Origin of the sequence: Sporosarcina jeotgali, from assembly GCF_033304595.1 — a bacterium.
GTDB classification, from domain to species: Bacteria; Bacillota; Bacilli; order Bacillales_A; family Planococcaceae; genus Sporosarcina; species Sporosarcina jeotgali.
Window position 1 is genome coordinate 2184925 of record NZ_CP116341.1, and the last position, 22896, is coordinate 2207820.

Sequence of the window (22896 nt, forward strand, 5' to 3'; positions counted from 1 at the left end):
CTTCAAAACTGAACGCAAAATGTCAACGTAAGAACCAGAGGTTCTTTTCCGAATGTGCAGCTTCATCATCACGAGGATGTTCCACTGACATATATCCTTAGAAAGGAGGTGATCCAGCCGCACCTTCCGATACGGCTACCTTGTTACGACTTCACCCCAATCATCTGTCCCACCTTCGGCGGCTAGCTCCCCTAAGGGTTACCCCACCGACTTCGGGTGTTACAAACTCTCGTGGTGTGACGGGCGGTGTGTACAAGACCCGGGAACGTATTCACCGTGGCATGCTGATCCACGATTACTAGCGATTCCGGCTTCATGCAGGCGAGTTGCAGCCTACAATCCGAACTGGGAACGGTTTTCTGGGATTGGCTCCCCCTCGCGGGTTTGCAGCCCTCTGTACCGTCCATTGTAGCACGTGTGTAGCCCAGGTCATAAGGGGCATGATGATTTGACGTCATCCCCACCTTCCTCCGGTTTGTCACCGGCAGTCACCTTAGAGTGCCCAACTGAATGATGGCAACTAAGATTAAGGGTTGCGCTCGTTGCGGGACTTAACCCAACATCTCACGACACGAGCTGACGACAACCATGCACCACCTGTCACCACTGTCCCCGAAGGGAAAAACATATCTCCATGCCGGTCAGTGGGATGTCAAGACCTGGTAAGGTTCTTCGCGTTGCTTCGAATTAAACCACATGCTCCACCGCTTGTGCGGGTCCCCGTCAATTCCTTTGAGTTTCAGCCTTGCGGCCGTACTCCCCAGGCGGAGTGCTTAATGCGTTAGCTGCAGCACTAAGGGGCGGAAACCCCCTAACACTTAGCACTCATCGTTTACGGCGTGGACTACCAGGGTATCTAATCCTGTTTGCTCCCCACGCTTTCGCGCCTCAGCGTCAGTTACAGACCAGAAAGCCGCCTTCGCCACTGGTGTTCCTCCACATCTCTACGCATTTCACCGCTACACGTGGAATTCCGCTTTCCTCTTCTGTACTCAAGTCCCCCAGTTTCCAATGACCCTCCACGGTTGAGCCGTGGGCTTTCACATCAGACTTAAAGGACCGCCTGCGCGCGCTTTACGCCCAATAATTCCGGACAACGCTTGCCACCTACGTATTACCGCGGCTGCTGGCACGTAGTTAGCCGTGGCTTTCTGACGAGGTACCGTCAAGGTACGGGCAGTTACTCCCGTACGTGTTCTTCCCTCGCAACAGAGCTTTACGATCCGAAAACCTTCTTCACTCACGCGGCATTGCTCCATCAGACTTTCGTCCATTGTGGAAGATTCCCTACTGCTGCCTCCCGTAGGAGTCTGGGCCGTGTCTCAGTCCCAGTGTGGCCGATCACCCTCTCAGGTCGGCTACGCATCGTTGCCTTGGTAGGCCATTACCCCACCAACTAGCTAATGCGCCGCGGGCCCATCCTGCAGTGACAGCCGAAACCGTCTTTCAGAGTTCCTTCATGCGAAGGAACTGATTATTCGGTATTAGCCCCGGTTTCCCGGAGTTATCCCCATCTGCAGGGCAGGTTGCCCACGTGTTACTCACCCGTCCGCCGCTAATCAAAAGGAGCAAGCTCCAATTGATTCGCTCGACTTGCATGTATTAGGCATGCCGCCAGCGTTCGTCCTGAGCCAGGATCAAACTCTCCATAAGTTCTGAGCGGCGATGCAAGGCACATCACGTCGTCAGCTTCACTCTCTCAGTCGGTCACGTACCTGAGTACGCTCCCTTCCTCAATCGTTCGCTTCCTAGCGCTGCACCTTACCTCACCACTCAGACAATCACTCATCAAATGAATGATTATAGTAGAGAATTGATTGCTCAATTCGTACTGGCATCATTTAAGATGTCTATCAGATCGATTAAGATCTGTTGTGTTTGTTTCACCGGAAGAACCGGCTTCTCAAACGATAATTCGTTGACATTTTGCTGTTCAGTTTTCAAGGTTCATATTGGTAAAGTTATTCGTTTTGCTGTTGTTTCAACAACTTTTACATCATAACATGGTGTAATCATCGTGTCAACAACTTTTTTAAAAAAGTATTACTTGCCTTTAGAACTGATAAAGCGTGTTCCGAAGGACAAGTAATAATATACAACAGATAGTATATAGTTTGCAAGCTTTTTTTGAAATTAAGCAGAGTTTTTTTTACGTCCATCGACAACAAACAGCAAAATCCCCAGTAAGACAACGATTCCCCCGATGATTTGAGCTGTCGATAAACTCTCATTGAAGATGTAATAGGCTAAGATCGATGCGCCCACAGGCTCAAAAAGAATTGCGATAGAGATAGCATTCGTACTCACCCACCGAATCGCCCAGTTAAATAAGGTATGACCCAGTAAGTTCGGGATAAGCGCTAAAAGTACAAACCACATCCAATCCGATTGCGAATGAGGACCGAACGATTCTCCCTTTATTAGTACATAGAAGAAAAGTGTAATTGAGCTGATTGAGTAAACTACAAATGTATACGTGATTAAAGACAATCTTTGACGAACATCTTGACCGAACAATAAGTAAGCTGTAATTAACGCACAGCCGATCAGCGCAAGCATATCTCCATAAAATGCAGTTCCACCGAGTTGGAAATCACCGAAACTGATAATGACACTGCCTGAAATTGCAATTACTGCGGATAAGATAGTTTTAAAGGACAATTTTTCTTTAAAGAAAAAGTATGTACCTGCAAATGCAAATATAGGCTGCAGTGTTACTAATACTGTAGAACTTGCAACAGATGTATAATTCAGCGATTCAAACCAAAAGATGAAGTGGAATGCTAAAAATACACCTGCAAGAGTTGAAAATATCCAATCTCGTTTTTTCAGCAGCGTAATTTCTTTTCTGTATTTCAATAAGAAAATCGGCAGCATGAAGAGGACTGAGAAAAACATTCTATAAAATGCAGTAACCCCCGCCTCAGCAGATACCAATTTCACGAAAATCGCTGATAACGCAACCGAAATAACCCCTATGATGATTGGTATAGATGGATGTATAGCTGGTTTGTTCATAAAAACACATCACTTCCCTTGTATTGTGGTTACAATAGTTTGTTTATGGATATAGCATATAGTATATCAGAGATGGCCATTCTAAAAATTCGGTATTTAGAGTGCATTTCTTCTAATTCTAGCTTAATTCTAACAAACTAAGGTAAAATCAAGCGAATCACCTATTCTAGTTTTAAAAGGAGCACACCTCATGACGAATTGGATTCAACTTTTAAAAAATGGTAACAAGCCTGCTCTTCTAGCAGCTATCGTGAATGTTATTATCGCCGCATTAAAGGCTGGAGCGTTCTTTCTAACCGGAAACGTTGCCATGTTTGCTGAAATGATGCATTCAATCGGAGATGCCGCGAACCAATTATTTGTGTACGTCGGATCTGCACTATCGAAAAAAGCACCAACACCGAAATACCCGAATGGTTTTGGCAGAATAGTTAACCTTGTTTGTCTTGGCGCGGTTTTGATTGTAGCAATCCTTTCCTACGAAACAATAGTAGGAGGAATTCATCACCTCCTCAATCCTTCAGAAAGTGGCGGATTATGGATAAACCTAGCTGTTCTTGGTATCGGAATTGTGTTAGAATCCTTTGTTCTATATAAAGCTTCAAAAGAAGTCTTTCACGATGCAGGGATTGAACACGTTGGTCTCTCCTCTTACCCTAAAAGCTTTAAACATCTCAAAAAGGCCAAGCCTCCGACTAAGTTAGTCTTTATGGAAGACTTAGTTGCGACAAGCGGAGGTTTAATTGCATTTGCCGCTGTTTTACTCGCTCATTTCTTCGGCTGGTTCGCAGCTGAAGGCGTTGCATCCATTATCATTGGTGTCATGATGTTTTATGTAGTAGGTAAGGTATTCCTCGAAAATGCACGAGGAGCTATCGGTGAAACTGATGAAGAAATGCTTGCACATATTGCTCACCTTCTTGCAGATGATCAAGACATTGTAGATATCCAGCGAGTCGAGGTAGTAAAGGAAGGCGAATTTCTGCATGTGGAAATAATCGCTGAGGTTGCAACTTCAAATACAGTTGAATATGTTTTGAACGTTAAAGACCGGTTATTAACAACAATCTTGAATCAGAAAGGTATTCAGGACGTCATCATTTCATTAGTCGGCGATGACGGAGTTGAATCGTGGACAGGTACAAACAGTTCAAATCTTACAGAAAATCGAAAAAAGCTTCCTGAATAACAAAAAGCACGAGCCTAAACTGAAATAAGTCAGTCGGCTCGTGCTTTTCTTATTACAATGAATTCGTCAAAATCTGGACGACGTCCTCTTTTGCAAGCTTGGCGAAGTTCCCAAGCGGACCTCTTGCTGCTGCTTTTTCAGCCATCAGCTCAATTTTCGAATCGTCAATATCGAAATCAGCGAGTTTACGCGGTGCTCCGATTGATGACCAGAACTCCTCTAGTTTAACAATGCCTTCTAATGCTGTTTCTTCATCTGTCTTGCCTGAAGGATCTACACCAAACGCTTTTACAGCTAACTGTGCATACCGTTTTGGATTTAAATGCATTGTATAACGCATCCACTCTGGGAATAAGATAGACAGTCCGCCAGCATGAGGAATGTCATAGACTGCCGAAACCGCGTGTTCAATGTCATGCGTTCCCCAGTCACCTGTGTAGCCCATGCGAAGGAAACCATTCAGTCCCCATACACCCGCAAGCATCATCGTCGCTCTTAGCTCGTAATCATCAGGACGATTCACTACTTCAGCACCTGTAGCGATCAAAGTACGAAGAGCACTTTCACACATTTCATCTTGGAAAGGAGTATTCGATGATTCATTGAAGTATTCTTCAAAGATGTGAGACATCGTGTCTACAATTCCATTAACTGTTTGATCTTTCGGAACTGACATTGTATACGTCGGATCCAAAATAGAGAATTTAGGGAAGTTAAACGGTGTTCCCCATCCATACTTTTCTTGAGTTTCTTCATTCGTAATAACAGAACCTGCATTCATCTCGGAACTCGTTGCAGATAGCGTCAATACCGTACCAAAAGGAAGGGCATCTTGAGGTACCGCTTTTTGTACAACAAAGTCCCATGGATTGCCATCATATTTTGCAGCACATGCAATCAGTTTCGTACAGTCAATGACCGAACCGCCGCCGACAGCTATGATTACATCTACATTCTCACGCTTACATAATTCTGCTGCTGCAATGGCAGTTGAAAGTCTAGGGTTAGGTTCTACTCCGCCAAATTCGTGAACAGTGAGTCCCCCTTCTTTCAGAACACTCATTACATCATCATATACACCATTCTTTTTGATACTTCCTCCACCGTATACGACAAGAACGTTATTTCCATATTTTTTTAGTTCATCTGCTAAATTCGAAACTTGTCCTTTACCGAACAATAATTTTACTGGATTTTGAAATACGAAATTATCCAAAATTCATCGCCTCCTCAGACTACTTCTATTATGTTTTACGACAGTTCAGGATGCAACTGTTCTGCCCAAGACCCTGGCAGACAAAAAAGAACACCCCTGAATGCAGGGGTGTTCTCAAAATACTAATTAAGCCCAGCCACGGAAACGTGAAGCTTCCGCAGTTTTGCGAATACCGATCATATACGCCGCGAGACGCATATCAATACCGCGAGTAGTCGATACAGAATAAACATTTTCAAACGCAGTGACCATTTTCTCAGTCATACGCTCACGAACAAGTTCTTCTGTCCAATAGTAGCCCATGTTGTTCTGAACCCATTCAAAGTATGAAACGGTTACGCCGCCTGCACTTGCAAGCACGTCCGGAACAAGAAGGATACCGCGGTCTGCAAGAATTTTCGTTGCTTCAGAAGTTGTTGGACCATTCGCTGCTTCAACAACAATAGAAGCTTTAATGTTATTTGCATTGTGTTCTGTAATTTGGTTCTCGATTGCTGCAGGAACGAGGATATCACAATCCAATTCCAACAACTCTTGGTTTGTCAATGTGTTTTCGAACAAAGTAGTTACAGTTCCAAAACTATCACGGCGGTCAAGTAAATAATCGATATCCAAGCCGTCTGGATCGTGTAAAGCACCATAAGCATCAGAAATCCCGATTACTTTAGCACCTGCATCGTGAAGGAATTTAGAAAGGAAGCTTCCCGCGTTACCAAAACCTTGGATAACGATACGAGCGCCTTTCATATCGATACCGCGGCGCTTAGCTGCTTCGTTAATAATAATCGTTACGCCTTCAGCAGTCGCACGGTCGCGACCTTGTGAACCGCCAAGAACGATTGGCTTTCCTGTAATGAAGCCTGGTGAGTTGAACTCATCAATTCTGCTGTACTCATCCATCATCCACGCCATGATTTGTGAGTTCGTGAAAACGTCTGGTGCCGGGATGTCTTTTGTCGGTCCCATTACTTGAGATAACGCACGGACGTATCCGCGGCTAAGACGTTCTAATTCATCCATAGACATTTCACGGGGATCACAAATGATACCGCCTTTACCGCCGCCATATGGAAGGTCTACAATTCCAGCTTTAAGTGTCATCCACATAGAAAGTGCACGCACTTCATCTAAAGTAACATCTGGATGGAAACGTACTCCGCCTTTTGTTGGTCCAACAGCGTCATTGTGCTGACCGCGGAATCCAGTGAAGACTTTTACTTTTCCATCGTCCATCTTAATCGGGATGCGGACTTCCGTCATGCGCATTGGTTCTTTGAGAAGTTCATACATTCCTTCATCGTAGCCCAGCTTGTCAAGTGCTTCTTTAATAACAACTTGTGTCGATGTGAACAGATTCAGGTTTTCAGTCATTGTATTGGCTCGCCTCTTTGTTTCATAATGTTTTTTCCTTATTCATAGTATCATATTGAACAACCTAATTGGAAAGAATTTTTAGTTAGCGAAAACGCTTTTAATTTTCTCAAGTGCCCAATCAAGTTCTTCTTTAGTGATTACTAGCGGTGGAGCAAAACGAATTACTGTGTCGTGTGTTTCTTTACAGAGTAATCCTAGTTCTTTAAGTTTTTCACAGTATGGACGAGCCTCAACAGTTAACTGCATTCCGATGAACAAACCGCGTCCGCGAACTTCTGTAATGACATCATTTTCGATTTTTTCAAGTTCTTCTTTGAAGTAGTTACCAAGTTCAAGAGACTTGTCTGCAAGTTTTTCGTTTTCAAGTACTTCTAAAGATGCAATTGAAACCGCACACGCCATTGGGTTACCGCCAAATGTAGATCCGTGAGAACCCGGGTTGAACACTTCAAGTACTTCTTTATCGGCTACTACACAAGAGATCGGGAATACTCCGCCGCCAAGTGCTTTACCAAGGATATACATATCCGGGTTCACGTCTTCCCACTCACATGCAAACATTTTACCAGTACGGCATAGGCCGGCTTGAATTTCGTCTGCGATGAAAAGAACGTTATTTGCTTTACATAGTTCACGTGCTTTTTTCAAGTAGCCAGCAGGCGGAATGAGAATTCCAGCTTCGCCTTGAATCGGCTCAATGATAAACGCTGCTGTATTTGGAGTAATTGCACCTTCAAGTGCATCGATGTCGCCATAAGGTACTAATTTGATACCTGGAAGCATTGGTCCGAAACCGCGTTTGTATTCTGGATCTGAAGAAAGGGATACTGCGCCCATTGTACGACCGTGGAAGTTACCTTCACAGCCGATAATTTCAGCTTTATTTTCTTCAACGCCTTTAACATCATATGCCCAGCGGCGAGCTGCCTTGATAGCTGTTTCAACAGCTTCAGCACCAGTGTTCATTGGCAACGCCATTTCTTTTCCAGATAGTTCAGTGATTTTTTCGTACCAAGGACCCAGCTGATCGCTATGGAACGCACGTGAAGTTAGAGTAACTTTGTCTGCCTGATCTTTTAGTGCTTGAATGATTTTAGGATGACGGTGCCCCTGGTTCACTGCAGAGTATGCTGACAGCATATCCATGTATTTGTTGCCTTCTGGATCTTTTACCCATACACCTTCTGCTTCTGAGATAACAATCGGCAGCGGATGATAGTTTGGTGCACCATACTTATTAGTTTGTTCAATCACTTGTTGAGATACTGACATTCAAATTCCCTCCTCGGTTAGGTATGTAGATACAGCGCCTGTCTTGTGACAGGCAGCTGTTTGAAACTAGTCTTATAGCATTTCTGAAGTTGTTTTACCTTGCATGTGAAGCTGCAAGTAGTCTGGGCCGCCTGCTTTTGAATCTGTACCTGACATGTTGAATCCGCCAAACGGCTGGTATCCAACGATTGCACCTGTGCAGCCGCGGTTGAAGTACAAGTTACCGCAGTGGAAGTCTTGACGTGCCTGTTCGATGTGCTCACGGTTAGTCGTGATAACAGCGCCAGTCAAACCATAGTCAGTATCATTTGCCATTTCGATCGCTTCAGTGAAGTTTTTCGCTTTAGCAAGTGCTACGAATGGTCCGAAGACTTCTTCCTTCATAATACGCGCTTCAGGTGCAACGTCTGCGAATACAGTCGGTGCAACGAAGAATCCTTTAGAGCTATCGCCTTCTCCGCCTGCAACAAGACGACCTTCTTCTTTACCGATTTCAACATAGCTCATGATTTTATCGTAAGCAGCTTTGTCGATAACTGGTCCGGCGAAGTTAGACTGATCAGTCGGGTCACCATAAGTCAATTCTTTAGTGAGTTCTTCTACGCGAGCAACTACTGTGTCATAGACATCTTCGTGAATGATCGCACGTGAACATGCTGAACATTTCTGTCCGCTGAAACCAAATGCTGATTTCACGATAGATTGTGCAGCGAGCTCAAGATCCGCTTCATTGTCAACAACGATTGTATCTTTACCGCCCATTTCAGCGATTACACGCTTCAGCCAAATTTGTCCTTCGTTCACTTTTGAAGCACGCTCAAAGATACGTGTTCCAACTTCACGTGAACCTGTGAATGATACGAAACGAGTACGCGGGTGATCTACTAAGTAGTCACCGATTTCAGAACCAGAACCTGGTACATAGTTAACTACGCCAGCAGGCATTCCTGCTTCTTCAAGTACTTCCATGAATTTATAAGCAACTACTGGAGTTGTTGAAGCCGGCTTCAATAGTACTGTGTTTCCTGTTACAAGTGCAGCTACTGTAGTACCCGCCATGATTGCAAATGCAAAGTTCCATGGAGAGATAACAACGCCAACACCTAAAGGAATGTAATCGAAACGGTTGAATTCGCCTGGACGGCTTTCTACTGGCATTCCGTCTTTCAAACGCAGCATTTGACGGCCGTAGTACTCTAGGAAGTCGATTGCTTCTGCAGTATCTGCATCGGCTTCGTTCCATGGCTTACCAGCTTCTTTAGTCAAGAGTGCTGAGAATTCCATTTTGCGGCGACGAACGATTGCTGCAGCTTTGAAAAGAATATCTGCACGCATAGCTGGCTCTGTCTTTCTCCAAGTATCGAAGGTTTCGTCTGCAATCTTCATAGCTTTTTCTGCAATATCTTTACTTGCTTTAGAAACGCTGCCGATAATTTCTTCTTTGTCAGCCGGGTTGAAAGATACGAGCTTATCATCAGTCATGATGCGCTCTCCGCCTACGATTAGAGGATAATCTTTACCCAAGTATGCTTCAACGGTCTTAAGACCTTCTTGGAATGCTTTTTTATTTTCTTCAAGTGTAAAATCTGTGAATGGTTCATGTTTGTACGGTATCATGGTAGTCCTCCTTAAATGGGTTGCGCAAATAATATTTGCACTTCATTGTTAATTACATTTATAATAATGCAAGATAATATTGCACATTGCAAGTATTATTGTTTACATGAAGAAAAAAAGTTGGGCGGTGACAATCTATGAGTGCTTTCGACGAATCACTATTCCCTTTTTATGAATTTGCTGTGCAGCGTGCCGGGGTTGGTATCCATGCTGTAAACAGCGAGGGCCGAACAATTATTTATAACGATAAAATGAAAGATATTGAGGGATTGGATCTTGATGATATCCGCGATTTGTCCATCTTAGAACTATTCAATTTCCGTCAGCAGCCGAGTACGCTGATGGAAGTGCTGCAAAGCGGACAAGAGCAATTGAACATTAAACAGACGTATTGGAACCAAAACGAAACTGAAATCACGACCATTAATAACACCTATCCTATTGTTAACAACGGAGTGCTGATCGGTGCAGTGGAGCTATCACATGACGTGACCGCACTTGAGAAGTTCGTGCTGCAGCCATTAACAAAGGATCGAGAACCTGTCTTGCTAAACAACATTGTCGCAGAATCCGAGTCCATGAAAAAAATTATCGCTACTGCAAAAAAAGCAGTTCGTGCGAAACTCCCTGTCCTCCTTGTCGGAGAAGCGGGTACTGGTAAAGATCTCGTTGCCCAAGGAATTCATCATGAAGTTCCTGTAGTGGATTCATCATTTTATACACTGTACTGTAATCGATCCGATAACCAATCGATAGACAGGCTTGCGACTGAATTGAAGACCGATGCACCGTTCACTCTATTTTGCGAACGAATCGATTTTTTATCCATAGAACTTCAGCGCAAGCTTCTCCGGATTTTAGAAAGCTCAGATCTTCATAAGCGTCAATTCATCGCAAGTATCGGAGAAGATCCTGTTGAACTTATTGCTTCTGGCAGCCTGTTAAAGGAGCTTTATTACTTTTTCGCTTCATTTACAATCCGCTTTCCGCCTCTTCGGGAGAGAAAAGAAGACATTCTTCCGTTCGTTAAAAGGTATTTAGCACGGCGCAAAGAAAGTTTAGGGACAGCATTGAGCAATGTTGCAGATGAAGTTCAAGAGTTATTTCTTTCCTATACATGGCCAGGGAATATTCGGGAACTGGAAATGTTATTAAACGAAGTTGCTTCCCTCTCTTCGGCTGAAATAACAATTACATTTGAAATGCTTCCACAGCATTTCAGAAGTAAAATTGCAGTCATGGATGAAGGAGCTGTTCCGCTGCCATCTTTCATCATGCCTAGCGAAAAGGACCTGCTGCCCCTCGACAAGTTTTTAAGAGAAGCGGAATCCTACTATTTGCAAAAAGCATTGACAATTCACGACGGCAATATTACCAGAACAGCGAATGCACTATCGATGAGTCGGCAAAATTTACAATACCGGCTGCGAAAAAACAAAAAAGGAGAAGAGGCATAATCGCCTTTTCTCCCTTTAATATCCTGATTTGTCGATCCAGTCTCTCAGCTTATCTTTAAGCGAGTTGAATCCTTTTTCATCTTGTTCGTCCACCCGTTCTTGTAAAGATTTGCGGGGACGGCTAAATTTCTTTGCAGGCGCCGGAGGTTCTTGCAGCGCACGGATGGACAAACTGATTTTATTGTCTGTCTCGTCCACTTCCAACACTTTTACAGTTACTTGCTGACCAACCGATAAATGCTCGTGAATGTCTTTCACAAATCCGTAAGTGATCTCAGAAATGTGTACGAGTCCTTGAGTAGATTCATCAAGAGCGACAAATGCACCATAAGGCTGAATGCCCGTAACTGTACCTGACAGTTCTTCACCTGCTTCATATTTACCTGTCATGCGAACAGCTCCCAATTCTGTTTTGACTATCTGAAATTGCCATTAAGGCCACTATCAGTATATCATTTGAATAGTTTTGGAGCAAAAGATAGTCATTTAGATGGGATTTGAACTGTAAGAAGCTGAGATTTATGTAATGATACATTTTGCTTCGAATTTCACAGCCAATAACTTATACGAAATTTGCATGCACTCTTCTAAAGGAATCCACAGTGCATGCGAATGTTCATAGATTTCGCGAATTCGTTTTGCCAGGTCCGTTGGATGATCCATTACATGAAGATCCGCCACAACTTCCACTATTTCTTGTTCATATGCATCTGGCCCTTCAAGGAAAGGATCCCATTCTTCCAGTAAAATCATTGCTTTTTTATTTATTTCTGCAGTTTGCACGTTAAGTCACCTGATTTTTTCGTTTTATTTATGATAGCATAGGTATGAAAAAGAAAATAGACTTAGGGGGATTATGTATGAAAGAATTCACTGCTGTAAAAAATAGACGGAATACATCGTCAATGAAATGGGATCGCATGGATCGCATTTATGGTATAGATAATCCTGAAGAGATTCTCCCGATGTGGATTGCAGATATGGATTTTTCTGCACCCCAACCTGTCATCGATGCTATGAAAGAACGCTTGGATCATGGAGTATTCGGTTATTCATACGTATGCGAGGATTGTAAAGACGCTATTCGCGAATGGATGTCCAATAAGCATAGCTGGCAGACTAAGAATGAGTGGATGTTATCGCATCATGGAGTTGTTCCTGCCATTGCATCCGTTGTGGAGACACTCACAAACGCAGGAGAAACTGTTTTAATCACTCCGCCTGTCTACCCGCCATTTTCAGGAATACCCAGTCTGCAAACTCGTACGTTAGAAGAATGTACGCTTGTCGAGAAGAATGGCACCTATGAAATTGACTTCGATAAATTCGAAGAATCTCTGAAAAGAAATGTCAAACTATTCATTTTTTGCAATCCCCATAACCCGGGTGGAATTGTATGGCCGGTTCCGGTGCTGCAAGAAATTGTTCGACTATGCGCTAAATATGATGTCCTTATTTTGTCCGATGAAATCCATGCAGATCTAGTATTTGCTCCATACAAGCATACTCCCTTACATACCGTTGCCGGAGATGAAGGAAATCGAATCATTACGTGTGTCGCACCTACTAAAACATTCAATTTAGCTGGAATTCAAGCAGCAATGATGATTATTCCTGATGAAGGATTACGTGAGCAATTACGCGATAACGGAATGGCACACGGACAAATGGAATTAAACGCTTTTGCAAATGTCGCGTTAAAAGCTGCTTATCGCCACGGAGAACCATGGCTGGAAAAGTTACTTAAGACGGTGTCTGATAATATGGATTATGTGATTGAAACATTGACGGCTCGGGTCCCAGGCGTTAAAATCACGAAACCTCAAGGAACGTATTTGCTTTGGATAGACTACCGCGGAACAGGACTCTCTGAAGATGAAATAATGGACAAGCTCCTTAACAAAGGAAAGCTCGCACTTGAGCCCGGTACAAAATACGGTGAAGCGGGTCGCGGATATTTACGCATGAATGTCGCTACTTGTCTGTCCACTGTTCGAGATGGTGTCGAGCGCTTTATCAAAAGCATGGAAAACTAAGAAAAGAGCATCCTCATGAATGAGGATGCTCTTTTTGTTGTTCACGCGCATCTCTGCGTTCCTGCAGAATGCGTTCTTCTAGTTCTTTCGTTTCCAATTCTTGCTTTTTGGAATTGCGCTGAATCCACATAAAGGTCAGCACAAGAAGTACCATGAAAAAAGCAAAGGAAATGGCCGCTGGGATGTATTCTGATTTGTCTTCCGGAAAGTACAGGAAGGGCATTAGAACTGTCACCATGGATATCACTTCCTAACCAAATAAATTTAGTGTGAATTACTCGCCTTGAATATCGATAGACTCAATCTTCACATCTTCAACAGGCTTATCTTGAGCACCAGTTTTAACTGTCGCAATCTTATTGACAACGTCCATACCTTCAATAACTTGTCCAAAAACAGTGTGCTTCTGGTCAAGATGCGGTGTGCCGCCACGCTCTGCATATGCATCAGCGATTTCTTCAGGCCATCCGCCTTTTTTCAGCTGATCCGCGTTAGCGCCAGCTAAGTTGGAAGCTTGAACGATAAAGAATTGGCTACCGTTTGTGTTCGGGCCAGCATTCGCCATTGACAATGCGCCATTCAAGTTGAAAAGATCCATCGTGAATTCGTCTTCGAACGAATCTCCATAGATACTTTCTCCACCCATACCTGTGCCAGTCGGGTCTCCGCCTTGAATCATGAAGTCTTTAATAACACGGTGGAAAATAAGACCATCATAGTAACCGTCTTTTGCATGAGTTAAAAAGTTCTTAACTGTTTTTGGTGCTTTTTCTTCAAATAGCTTGATTTTAATTGGACCAAGCGTGGTATTCATAGTAATAAGCTTTTCTCCTGCTGCTACTTCATTAGATAATTGCGGATACATCTGGGAGTCCTCCTTAGGAATCGTTTTTTCTGGTTCGTCTGCTTGAGTCGTTTCACCTTTTTCAGGCGCCGGCTCTTTCTCTTTAGCTTCTTGTTTTCCGCAAGCGGATACAACAAGAATCATTGCCAAAGAAAGCATGAGCATAACAATTTTTTTATGCAAATCTCTCACCCTAAATTAGTTTACCACATCATTCCTTGAAATCGAACTGCGAGCACTTGACTTCCTTCGGGAGCCGAATTGTTTTATACTACTTAAATACAGTTTTTTATAGAGGGAAGGTCACCAATGGATATTCAAAAAAGAAATTTCATCATTATCTGGGTGTCAAACTTTCTAGTTGCCGGAACAATGACTATGATTATGCCGTTTTTGTCATTATATATTGAAACATTTGGCGACTACTCAGATGCCTATGTACAAAAATGGTCCGGCCTCGTTTTCGGCGCGACATTCATCTCCGCCCTCATCATGTCTCCAATTTGGGGAAGAATCGCAGATAAATACGGATTTAAACCTATATTGATTATTAACGGATTCGGTATCGCTATATCAGTATTCTTAATGGGGTTCATCCATTCTGTTGAAGCGTTTTTCATACTGCGTCTTCTAAACGGTATTGTAACAGGCTTCATCCCCACTTCTCTCGCATTCATCTCCGCGAACACCAAACGTGAAGAAGCCGGAAAACGGTTAGGAACCCTTCAAATGGGCAGCGTCACCGGTACGTTGTTTGGTCCAGTATTAGGCGGACTTCTCGCTGATGCGTTCGGTTTTCAATATACATTTGTCATTACTTCAGTCTCCGTAATCATCGCGGCGCTTATTATCATCTTCGGAATTAAGGAACAGCGCAAAGTTAAAACAGGTCGTGAGATTGTCTATTCTCGAAAAACGATATTGAATGGATTGCTGCACCATCGACTAATGTTGAATGTCATGGTCGTGACCGCGCTTATTCAAATCGGAAACTTCAGTATCCAGCCATTGCTGTCACTCTACGTCTCTCATTTAACGGATGCGAAGGACGTTGCCCTGTTAGCAGGAATCACCTTTAGCGCTGCTGGTGTCGGTAACCTGTTATTTGCCCGAAAATGGGGGAAGCTTGGCGATGACATCGGGTACGAGAAAGTGCTAGGATTTTTACTGCTTCTCTCGTTCATCTTTATCATCCCACAAGCCTTTGTAGGAAGTATTTGGCAGCTCGTCATTTGGCGTCTGCTATTCGGTATTTCCATGGGCGGTATGATTCCAATCACGACTGCGCTTGTCCGTCGTGAAGCACCGCTCGACATCCAAGGTGAAGTGATGGGCTATAATACAAGTTTCCGTTTCTTAGGCAACATTATCGGTCCTATGGTCGGAGGAGTTATTAGTGGTTTCCTCGGCATATCTTCCGTGTTTATCATCACTGGTATTTTGTTCTTGCTTGGGTTCGCATTTCTTTACTATGCAAAACGCAAGCCGACACAAGATTTTGAAGATTTCCTGGCAGACTCACAACAAAAAAACTCCTAAAATATAGCACACTCCAAATACTGGAGTGTGCTATATTTTGTATAGGTACTTGTAAGAACGGAGGGACCAGTCGTGAGACAGCTTGCAGGATTTGCTGTCGCTTTGTTAAGTATTCCGCTGCTTTTCTGGCTTCAGCAGGAAGTCGCAGCGGAATGGCATGAGGCGAATGCGTATAAAGAACAAGTAGAAGAAACCATTGAATTCTCAGAACCTGAAGTAACAATTCCAATGGCACTCTACGATCGTAATGGACAATTATTTGCAGAAGAATATGCAGAGTGGCGTGATCCTCTTCCACTTTCTGAGATTCCCTTATTTGCAAAGCAGTTATTTCTCGAAAGCGAAGACAAAGGATTTTACGAACATAGAGGGTATGATGTCGCTGCGATTGCCCGGGCATTCGCGGTAAACGTGAATTCAGACGGATTAAGCCAGGGTGCTTCGACCATCACTCAACAAGTTGTACGGATGCGTTTTCTCTCCCCTGAAAAAACCTATGAACGTAAATTCAGAGAGATTCTTTACGCTGCTGAACTAGAAAAACAATCTACAAAAGATGAGATTTTAGAAATGTACATGAATGAGATGTATTTTGGAAATCAAGTCTATGGAATCGGCGCTGCTGCTACCTATTACTTCAGCAAGCCATTAGCACAATTAAGCGAAGCGGAAACTGCTTTTCTTGCGGCAATTCCGAACAACCCGTCTTTGTATGATCCATTGAAGCATTTTGACCGTACTAAAAAGCGTCAAGAGCGGCTTCTTCAAGTGTTGGTAAACAATGAAGTGCTCTCAGTGGATGAAGGAAAAATCGCACAAAGTGCTCCAGTTGAACTCAGGCTAAAACAGAAAAATAGTCAATTCCCTGCCTATCATACATATGCAGTTGATGAGCTAAAGCAGCTGATCAGTGAAAAGGAAGGGTTTTCCGTCCAATTACAAGCAGCAAAAGACGAAGAATCACAAAAAAAAATTCAGCAATCTTTAGCAAGACGCATCTCTGAAGTGATCAATTCTGGAGTCCGTATCGATACTTCCCTCGATCCTGTTAAACAACGCAACATTGAAAGCGGCGTTTCAAACGCACTTGGAGGAAGCGGGATTCAATCTGGTGCGGCTGTTGTCGATAACCAATCTCGTGAACTTATTAGTGTGTATGGCGGATTCGGCTATAGGAAAACGGACTTCAACCGATCGTTTCAAGCTGTGCGGCAGCCTGGGTCAATCATTAAGCCCTTGCTCGTATATGGCCCTTATTTAGAAAGTGGACCCTATACGGAAAACTCGTTGATCGATGGGAGCGGCATCTGCATAGGGAATTTTTGTCCTGAAAACTTCGGACGTTACTCGTATGGAGTATCCACTGTCAAAAAAGCATTCAGTCAAAGTTATAATACAACCGCAGTCCGGATTTTCCAGCGTGTCGGCATTGAAGAATCGTTTGCTTATCTGACTCCTTTTGGTTTCAAATACGTTACTGATAGAGATCATCAGTCTACTGCAGCTCTTGGCGGATTTGAAAATGGCATGACTCCGTATGAAATGGCAAATGCCTATACGAGCTTCATAGATGGCACGTTTAAACCTGCTAGATCGATACGTTCAGTCAAAGACCGGCAAGGGAATGTATTATATCAATGGGAAGATGAGCGTAAAGAGGTATGGTCTCAGAAGACTGCGGCAAACATTCGCTCTATGCTTAAAGAGACGGTTCGTACCGGAACAGCAAATGGTCTTCGATCCACAACGGGGTATACAGGTGCAAAAACGGGTACAACCAGTCATTTTAAAGACCTATGGGTTGCTGGGCTGAATGATGATTATACGGCTGCGGTTTGGATCGGCTATGACCGGCCTCAGTCACTCCAGAAAGAGAGCGAACAAAAATTACATCTGAAGGTTTTCACAGCCGTGCTGTCCGACTAGCTGCCTATTGGCAGCTGGTCTTTTTCAACTCCTGGGATACTTGCGGCAATCCCGTTATAAAGTCTTAGTAAAATGTAAACGACAGCAGAAAGCAATAACGCCCATACGATGAATTCGAAGAATATAATTCCGATAATCGCCGAAAATGGAAGCTGATGATGCAGCATATACGTGCTGTAGACAAAGTAAACGAATGTGACTGTTAAAAACACGATAAGCAGCCAGTAAATTGATTGAATAGCAAAAGCAGAAACTAGCGCCCCGATGAAGTAAATGAGCTTCCCCCCTCGATCGTCTGCCGCATGGTCAACAGGAGCATCTGTTATCGGTTTTGCTTTGTAGAAGAATAACATCGCGGTTTCATGTATAGTCGCTGCAATCAATTTAAGCGCACTGAATACCATGAAGTAAAAAAGAGAATAGATGGTTAATAAGAACAACCGGAGCTGGGTATCTGTCAGAAATTCCAACAGACCATTGTACAAGCCGATTTCTCGAAATACACTCAATGAAAAACCAACTGTATACACACCAAACGTTAAACTAAACAGCATAATTGTGAAGAAAGGTAAATAACTGAACAAATACGGATTTTTCATACTGCACCTCAGACTGACTGGTTATTTTATATGGATTTCCCAATGTCTCTATAATATAGGAAGAGATTGATTTACCGCAATCCCTTTCAAGTGCCCACAGTGCAAAATGCGCATGTTTACGTTATACTTTAAACCAATGTCTACATCTTGTAAGTACGAGGAAGGAGGATTTTTAGTGGAATTTGTTTGGTTGATTTTCTTGCCAGCTTTAGCAGCTCTTTTCATCCCGACGCTGTTCCGTCGTGTTGCTGGTATACATACAGGCTGGTTTGTTCTGATTATCCCAGTTGTACTGTTCGTCTATTACAGTACCTACCTGCCACTGACAGCAAGTGGCGAACATGCAGTCTCTTCGTTCGATTGGATCCCTTCACTAGGAATCTCTTTTGTCTCCTACCTAGATGGCCTCAGTCTTCTATTCACACTGCTCATTACAGGGATTGGTGCGCTGGTTGTTCTGTATTCGATTTTCTATCTAGATAGGCACAAAGAAAAGCTGGGTAATTTCTATGTATACCTGCTGCTTTTCATGACGGCGATGCTTGGTGTTGTCCAGTCGGATAATGTCATTTCACTTTACTTATTTTGGGAGTTAACGTCGATTTCTTCATTTCTGCTGATCGGTTATTGGTACACGCGGGATGGTTCCCGTTTCGGTGCCTTAAAGTCCATGATGATCACCGTTGGCGGCGGGTTAATGATGCTCGGGGGCTTCGTAATTCTCGGGATTTTAGGAGATACATATTCGATTCGCGAATTAATTTCCGGGTTATCCGATTACTCGGGAGATCCGTTATTTACACTTGCAGCGGTGCTTCTGTTATTCGGGGCATTCACAAAGTCCGCTCAATTTCCGTTTTATATTTGGCTTCCAGATGCAATGGAAGCGCCTACTCCGGTCAGTGCCTACTTGCACTCCGCGACCATGGTTAAAGCCGGGCTCTATCTGGTTGCACGATTTACGCCGATTTTCGCAGAGTCTTCTGTGTGGATTTGGCTCGTATCCGGAATTGGATTGCTTACCTTAATGTGGGGTTCGTTCTTCGCAGTGAAGCAAACCGATCTAAAAGGGATTCTCGCATTCTCGACAGTCAGCCAGTTAGGTCTGATCATGTCCTTACTAGGTGCCGGAGCAATTGCTTATCATTCAGACGCCGCGCTATTCCGATTAGCGATGTTTGCAGCAATCTTCCACTTAGTGAATCACGCAGTCTTTAAAGGCAGCTTGTTCATGATTGCAGGGATTGTCGACCATGAAACCGGCACGCGCGATATCCGCAAACTTGGCGGTTTAATGAGCGTTATGCCGATCAGTTTCACTGTTGCGTTCATTGGCGGTCTTTCTATGGCAGGGATTCCCCCATTTGGCGGTTTCTTAAGTAAAGAATTATTCTTGGAATCCATGGTTGCTTTGAAACACTTTGAACTATTCAACTTTGATACGTGGGGCATTTTATTCCCTGTAATTGCATGGGTTGCAAGTGTATTCACATTTGTTTATAGCTTTTACTTTGTTTTCAAGACATTTACAGGTGAAAAGAAGTTTGACAAGCTTCCGCTTAAGCCGCACGAAGCTCCAATAGGCATGCTGATTTCACCTATTATTTTAGCGGTCAGTGTCATTGCATTATTCTTCATTCCAAACGTTGTTGGAAAATGGCTCGTCGCGCCAGCGGTTATGGCTGCACAGCCGCAGCTGTACAGTATGCCTTCGGAGGCTGCTGTTCATGTACAAGCCTGGCATGGGTTCGGGTCAGTTCCAATGTGGCTGACAGTCGGCGTTATTGCAATTGGAACAATACTGTTTACTTCGATAAAAAAATGGCAGCCGGTTTATGGCTTGCAGCCAGAAATGTTATCACTGAACGCTCTTTATGACGGCGTTATGACGTTCTCAGAAAAAGGGATGAATAAGCTGTCCCGTTTCTATATGAATGGATTAATACGAACGTACTTACTCTATATGTTTGCGTTTTTCTCTGTTATGACGATAGTCGTTTTATTCGCTAAAGGTGCGTTTGAGCTGGATATGAGCAGTCTATCACCGATTACGCTGTTTGCTGTTTTGAATTCAATTGTCGCGATTCTAGGAACTGGCATGGTGATTATGTCGAAGAACCGAATATCCGCCATTATTGCCCTAGGTGCAGTCGGGTACTCAGTTGCGTTGTTCTTCGTATTGTTCAAAGCACCAGACTTGGCGTTAACACAGCTCGTGATTGAGACGATTTCAGTCGCTCTCTTCTTGCTCGCCTTCCGTCACCTCCCAGCTTTAAAAACGCATGGAGAAACAAAGAAAAACAAACTAGTGAACGGAATTATTGCAGGCGGTGTCGGTCTTTCCGTAACTCTTGTTGCATTGTCCGCACATTCCAATAAGCTCGTCGCCAGTATTTCACAGTTCTATAAAGACACCGTCCATACAGAAGCAGGCGGAGGAAATATCGTGAACGTCATTCTCGTTGACTACCGCGGTTTTGATACTTTGTTTGAAATTGCTGTGCTATCGATTGCCGGAATCGCTGTTCTTGGTATGATCCGTCTTCGCTTGGCGAGAAAGGAGACCGATGATGAAAAAAAATAATGTTATTTTACAAACGACTGCAAAAGTCACATTTTTCATCATTTCCTTGTTCTCGATCCATATTTTCTTTGCGGGGCATTTTGCTCCCGGGGGCGGCTTTGTAGGAGGTCTCTTAACGACAGGTGCAATCGTGCTGCTGTTACTTGCATTTGACTTGGAAACAGTTCAAGCAACATTGCCATTTAATTTTACTGTAGTTATTGGAATTGGTCTGCTGTTGTCTCTAGGAACCGCAGCCGGCTCCATTTTGTTCAATGTACCTTTTTTCACACATGCATTTGCACATTTCGATTTACCGCTTTTCGGTGACACTGAGCTTCACACGGCAATGATTTTCGACTCAGGTGTTTACCTTGTGGTTGTAGGTGCGGCAATTACCATCATTCAATCGATTGGAGGGGATGAGTAATGGAATTGCTTATGGCGATTGTAGCTGGTCTGATTTTCACGGCTGCAATTTACTTAATTCTCTCAAGAAGCTTGATAAAAGTAATCCTTGGAACCGGTTTGTTAAGTCATGGCGCTCATTTGTTCATCTTGACGATGGGCGGCCTTGGCGGCAGTGCACCTCCAGTACTCACGGATGGTGCGGCTGATTTTGCGGATCCTCTTCCGCAAGCGCTGATTTTAACTGCAATTGTTATCAGCTTTGGGGTGACGGCGTTCATACTCGTCCTTGCCTATCGTACGTATGCCGTACACAAAACTGATGATTTGAATTCGATGAAAGGAAATGATGAGCATGATTAACCTTCTATTGTTTCCGATCATCATCCCGTTTTTCTTTGCGATTGTACTGCTGTTTTTCAAAGAACAAGTACGCATCCAGCGAATCCTCACTGTTATTGGGCTAAGTGCAAGTATCGTTGCCGCATTTGCGCTCATTATGAAAGTGAAACAGGATGGGATCCAAACACTGACACTCGGCAGCTGGCCCGCTCCATTCGGTATATCGATGGTCTCGGACATGTTCTCTGCGCTGCTCGTAACCTCTACATTAGTGATTACACTATTCGTGTGTATTTATAGCTTCAGCTCAATCGGTGAAGAACGGGAGCGCTTTTTTTACTATCCTGCAATCCTCTTCATGATTACAGGAGTGAATGGTGCATTTACGACTGGTGATATTTTCAACATGTTTGTATTTTTCGAAGTATTGCTGATTGCTTCTTATCTTCTCATCGTTCTTGGCGGTGAGAAAAGACAGCTGCGGGAATCTATTAAGTACATACTTGTAAATGTCATTTCTTCTGCTTTCTTTGTCATTACAGTGGCGTATTTGTACTCAGTCGTCGGAACACTCAACATGGCAGACATCGGACAGAAGATTGCAGATATCGGACAGCCGGGAATCATTTCAGTGATAGCCATTCTATTGCTTCTCGTATTCGGGATTAAAGCGGGAATCTTCCCCCTTTACTTCTGGATGCCTGGGTCGTATGCTGCTCCCCCGCTTCCAATTCTGGCACTGTTCGGTGCTTTGTTAACAAAGGTCGGGGTATACGCCATCACACGTACCTATACGCTGTTCTTCGTCAATGACCTTGCGTTTACTCACACTATTTTAATGGTACTCGCGCTGCTCACTATTGTCGCAGGATGTATTGGTGCACTTGCTTATTTCGATTTAAAACAAATTATCATCTACAACATCTTAATTGCGATAGGCGTTATTCTCTTCGGAGTTTCGCAAATGAATGAAGCCGGCATGCAGGGCGCTGTCTTCTACCTGATTCACGACATGCTGATCAAAGGAGCATTGTTCCTGATTATCGGGATCATGATTTATGTAACTGGAACGTCCAATCTGCGAGAGATGGGCGGACTTATTAAAACCCATGCACCTCTAGGCTGGCTATTTCTAATTGCTGCCTTCGGTCTCGCTGGCATTCCGCCGCTAAGCGGTTTTGTTGGGAAGTTGCTGATTGTTCAAGGCGGTTTTGAACACGGCCAGTTATTCGGAACGATTGTCATCCTCGCTTCCAGCCTGGTTGTCTTACTGTCGGTCATCCGAATTTTCATTTATGCGTTTTGGGGAGAGCCGGTTCCGTTACAGGAAACTAACCGGAAAACCTATAAGCATATGATGTTCCCTGCTGTAATTCTAGTAGCTCTGTCCGTGTTATACGGAGTCGGAACTGAGTGGATTTTCCCGTACGTATCGGATGCAGCTCATGTGCTGCTCGATCCGTCGAGTTATATAAACGCCGTGTTAAAGGAGTAGA

Annotated in this window: 19 protein-coding genes and 1 rRNA gene; 9 read left to right on the forward strand and 11 right to left on the reverse strand. The window is 43.7% G+C overall.

Features of this window, described 5'->3' with window-relative positions:
• Positions 1 to 101: 101 nt before the first annotated feature.
• Positions 102 to 1653, reverse strand: a 16S ribosomal RNA gene (locus tag PGH26_RS10850).
• A gap of 480 nt (positions 1654 to 2133) precedes the next feature.
• Complete coding sequence (locus PGH26_RS10855; protein ID WP_323691098.1) at positions 2134 to 3018, reverse strand: DMT family transporter; 885 nt, start codon at positions 3016 to 3018, stop codon at positions 2134 to 2136.
• Positions 3019 to 3208: 190 nt separating this feature from the next.
• Between PGH26_RS10855 and PGH26_RS10860 the strand changes: the two genes are divergently transcribed.
• Positions 3209 to 4207 carry a cation diffusion facilitator family transporter gene (locus PGH26_RS10860; protein ID WP_323691099.1) on the forward strand — a complete coding sequence of 333 codons (999 nt, stop codon included), beginning with the start codon at positions 3209 to 3211 and terminating at the stop codon, positions 4205 to 4207.
• Between the two features lie 52 nt (positions 4208 to 4259).
• Here the strand turns inward: PGH26_RS10860 and PGH26_RS10865 are convergent, their stop codons facing one another.
• The 4 genes from PGH26_RS10865 to pruA all read right to left on the reverse strand — a co-directional run bounded on the left by PGH26_RS10865 (position 4260) and on the right by pruA (position 9686).
• Positions 4260 to 5423: an iron-containing alcohol dehydrogenase gene (locus PGH26_RS10865; protein ID WP_323691100.1), complete on the reverse strand. Its 1164-nt coding sequence runs from the start codon at positions 5421 to 5423 to the stop codon at positions 4260 to 4262.
• A 126-nt stretch (positions 5424 to 5549) separates the two neighbouring features.
• Positions 5550 to 6794 carry a Glu/Leu/Phe/Val family dehydrogenase gene (locus PGH26_RS10870; protein WP_323691101.1) on the reverse strand — a complete coding sequence of 415 codons (1245 nt, stop codon included), beginning with the start codon at positions 6792 to 6794 and terminating at the stop codon, positions 5550 to 5552.
• 81 nt (positions 6795 to 6875) lie between these two features.
• Positions 6876 to 8069 carry an ornithine--oxo-acid transaminase gene (locus tag PGH26_RS10875; protein ID WP_323691103.1) on the reverse strand — a complete coding sequence of 398 codons (1194 nt, stop codon included), beginning with the start codon at positions 8067 to 8069 and terminating at the stop codon, positions 6876 to 6878.
• Positions 8070 to 8141: 72 nt separating this feature from the next.
• Positions 8142 to 9686, reverse strand: coding sequence for an L-glutamate gamma-semialdehyde dehydrogenase (gene pruA, locus PGH26_RS10880; RefSeq protein ID WP_323691104.1), 1545 nt, complete (start codon positions 9684 to 9686; stop codon positions 8142 to 8144).
• A 137-nt stretch (positions 9687 to 9823) separates the two neighbouring features.
• On the opposite strand from pruA, the gene PGH26_RS10885 reads away from it, so the two are divergent.
• Positions 9824 to 11143: an AAA-type ATPase lid domain-containing protein gene (locus PGH26_RS10885; RefSeq protein WP_323691105.1), complete on the forward strand. Its 1320-nt coding sequence runs from the start codon at positions 9824 to 9826 to the stop codon at positions 11141 to 11143.
• 15 nt (positions 11144 to 11158) lie between these two features.
• Here the strand turns inward: PGH26_RS10885 and yugI are convergent, their stop codons facing one another.
• On the reverse strand, positions 11159 to 11533 hold the full coding sequence (gene yugI / locus PGH26_RS10890; protein ID WP_323691106.1) for a S1 domain-containing post-transcriptional regulator GSP13: 375 nt from the start codon (positions 11531 to 11533) through the stop codon (positions 11159 to 11161).
• A gap of 129 nt (positions 11534 to 11662) precedes the next feature.
• Positions 11663 to 11926: a DUF1871 family protein gene (locus PGH26_RS10895; RefSeq protein WP_323691107.1), complete on the reverse strand. Its 264-nt coding sequence runs from the start codon at positions 11924 to 11926 to the stop codon at positions 11663 to 11665.
• Between the two features lie 77 nt (positions 11927 to 12003).
• Between PGH26_RS10895 and PGH26_RS10900 the strand changes: the two genes are divergently transcribed.
• Positions 12004 to 13179: a MalY/PatB family protein gene (locus PGH26_RS10900; RefSeq protein WP_323691108.1), complete on the forward strand. Its 1176-nt coding sequence runs from the start codon at positions 12004 to 12006 to the stop codon at positions 13177 to 13179.
• A 13-nt stretch (positions 13180 to 13192) separates the two neighbouring features.
• Here PGH26_RS10900 and PGH26_RS10905 read toward each other — a convergent pair whose 3' ends face one another.
• Both PGH26_RS10905 and PGH26_RS10910 read right to left on the reverse strand, forming a co-directional pair.
• Positions 13193 to 13417, reverse strand: a complete 225-nt coding sequence (locus tag PGH26_RS10905; protein ID WP_323691109.1) for a hypothetical protein — start codon at positions 13415 to 13417, stop codon at positions 13193 to 13195.
• A gap of 36 nt (positions 13418 to 13453) precedes the next feature.
• Complete coding sequence (locus PGH26_RS10910) at positions 13454 to 14206, reverse strand: peptidylprolyl isomerase (protein ID WP_431312492.1); 753 nt, start codon at positions 14204 to 14206, stop codon at positions 13454 to 13456.
• Between the two features lie 126 nt (positions 14207 to 14332).
• Between PGH26_RS10910 and PGH26_RS10915 the strand changes: the two genes are divergently transcribed.
• Both PGH26_RS10915 and PGH26_RS10920 read left to right on the forward strand, forming a co-directional pair.
• Positions 14333 to 15562: an MFS transporter gene (locus PGH26_RS10915; protein WP_323691112.1), complete on the forward strand. Its 1230-nt coding sequence runs from the start codon at positions 14333 to 14335 to the stop codon at positions 15560 to 15562.
• Positions 15563 to 15634: 72 nt separating this feature from the next.
• Positions 15635 to 17488, forward strand: coding sequence for a transglycosylase domain-containing protein (locus PGH26_RS10920; RefSeq protein ID WP_323691113.1), 1854 nt, complete (start codon positions 15635 to 15637; stop codon positions 17486 to 17488).
• Here the strand turns inward: PGH26_RS10920 and PGH26_RS10925 are convergent.
• On the reverse strand, positions 17485 to 18087 hold the full coding sequence (locus tag PGH26_RS10925) for a DUF5366 family protein (RefSeq protein ID WP_323691114.1): 603 nt from the start codon (positions 18085 to 18087) through the stop codon (positions 17485 to 17487). The two genes, PGH26_RS10920 and PGH26_RS10925, sit on opposite strands and share 4 nt — an antisense overlap.
• Before the next feature lie 175 nt (positions 18088 to 18262).
• On the opposite strand from PGH26_RS10925, the gene PGH26_RS10930 reads away from it, so the two are divergent.
• The 4 genes from PGH26_RS10930 to PGH26_RS10945 are packed head-to-tail and all read left to right on the forward strand — an operon-like array spanning position 18263 to position 22895.
• Positions 18263 to 20671: a Na+/H+ antiporter subunit A gene (locus tag PGH26_RS10930; protein WP_323691116.1), complete on the forward strand. Its 2409-nt coding sequence runs from the start codon at positions 18263 to 18265 to the stop codon at positions 20669 to 20671.
• Complete coding sequence (locus tag PGH26_RS10935; RefSeq protein WP_323691117.1) at positions 20658 to 21080, forward strand: Na(+)/H(+) antiporter subunit B; 423 nt, start codon at positions 20658 to 20660, stop codon at positions 21078 to 21080. Before PGH26_RS10930 ends, PGH26_RS10935 begins: the two co-directional genes overlap by 14 nt.
• Positions 21080 to 21421: a Na(+)/H(+) antiporter subunit C gene (locus PGH26_RS10940; RefSeq protein WP_323691118.1), complete on the forward strand. Its 342-nt coding sequence runs from the start codon at positions 21080 to 21082 to the stop codon at positions 21419 to 21421. The genes PGH26_RS10935 and PGH26_RS10940 overlap by 1 nt, the downstream gene beginning before the upstream one ends.
• Positions 21414 to 22895, forward strand: coding sequence for a Na+/H+ antiporter subunit D (locus PGH26_RS10945; RefSeq protein ID WP_323691119.1), 1482 nt, complete (start codon positions 21414 to 21416; stop codon positions 22893 to 22895). The genes PGH26_RS10940 and PGH26_RS10945 overlap by 8 nt, the downstream gene beginning before the upstream one ends.
• Position 22896 lies beyond the last annotated feature (1 nt).

Coding starts and splice junctions, on each gene's coding strand:
- PGH26_RS10855 (WP_323691098.1), bottom strand. CDS start 3,018: ATGAACAAACCAGCTATACATCCATCTATACCAATCATCATAGGGGTT.
- PGH26_RS10860 (WP_323691099.1), top strand. CDS start 3,209: ATGACGAATTGGATTCAACTTTTAAAAAATGGTAACAAGCCTGCTCTT.
- PGH26_RS10870 (WP_323691101.1), bottom strand. CDS start 6,794: ATGACTGAAAACCTGAATCTGTTCACATCGACACAAGTTGTTATTAAA.
- PGH26_RS10875 (WP_323691103.1), bottom strand. CDS start 8,069: ATGTCAGTATCTCAACAAGTGATTGAACAAACTAATAAGTATGGTGCA.
- pruA (WP_323691104.1), bottom strand. CDS start 9,686: ATGATACCGTACAAACATGAACCATTCACAGATTTTACACTTGAAGAA.
- PGH26_RS10885 (WP_323691105.1), top strand. CDS start 9,824: ATGAGTGCTTTCGACGAATCACTATTCCCTTTTTATGAATTTGCTGTG.
- yugI (WP_323691106.1), bottom strand. CDS start 11,533: ATGACAGGTAAATATGAAGCAGGTGAAGAACTGTCAGGTACAGTTACG.
- PGH26_RS10900 (WP_323691108.1), top strand. CDS start 12,004: ATGAAAGAATTCACTGCTGTAAAAAATAGACGGAATACATCGTCAATG.
- PGH26_RS10905 (WP_323691109.1), bottom strand. CDS start 13,417: ATGGTGACAGTTCTAATGCCCTTCCTGTACTTTCCGGAAGACAAATCA.
- PGH26_RS10915 (WP_323691112.1), top strand. CDS start 14,333: ATGGATATTCAAAAAAGAAATTTCATCATTATCTGGGTGTCAAACTTT.
- PGH26_RS10925 (WP_323691114.1), bottom strand. CDS start 18,087: ATGAAAAATCCGTATTTGTTCAGTTATTTACCTTTCTTCACAATTATG.
- PGH26_RS10935 (WP_323691117.1), top strand. CDS start 20,658: ATGAAAAAAAATAATGTTATTTTACAAACGACTGCAAAAGTCACATTT.
- PGH26_RS10940 (WP_323691118.1), top strand. CDS start 21,080: ATGGAATTGCTTATGGCGATTGTAGCTGGTCTGATTTTCACGGCTGCA.
- PGH26_RS10945 (WP_323691119.1), top strand. CDS start 21,414: ATGATTAACCTTCTATTGTTTCCGATCATCATCCCGTTTTTCTTTGCG.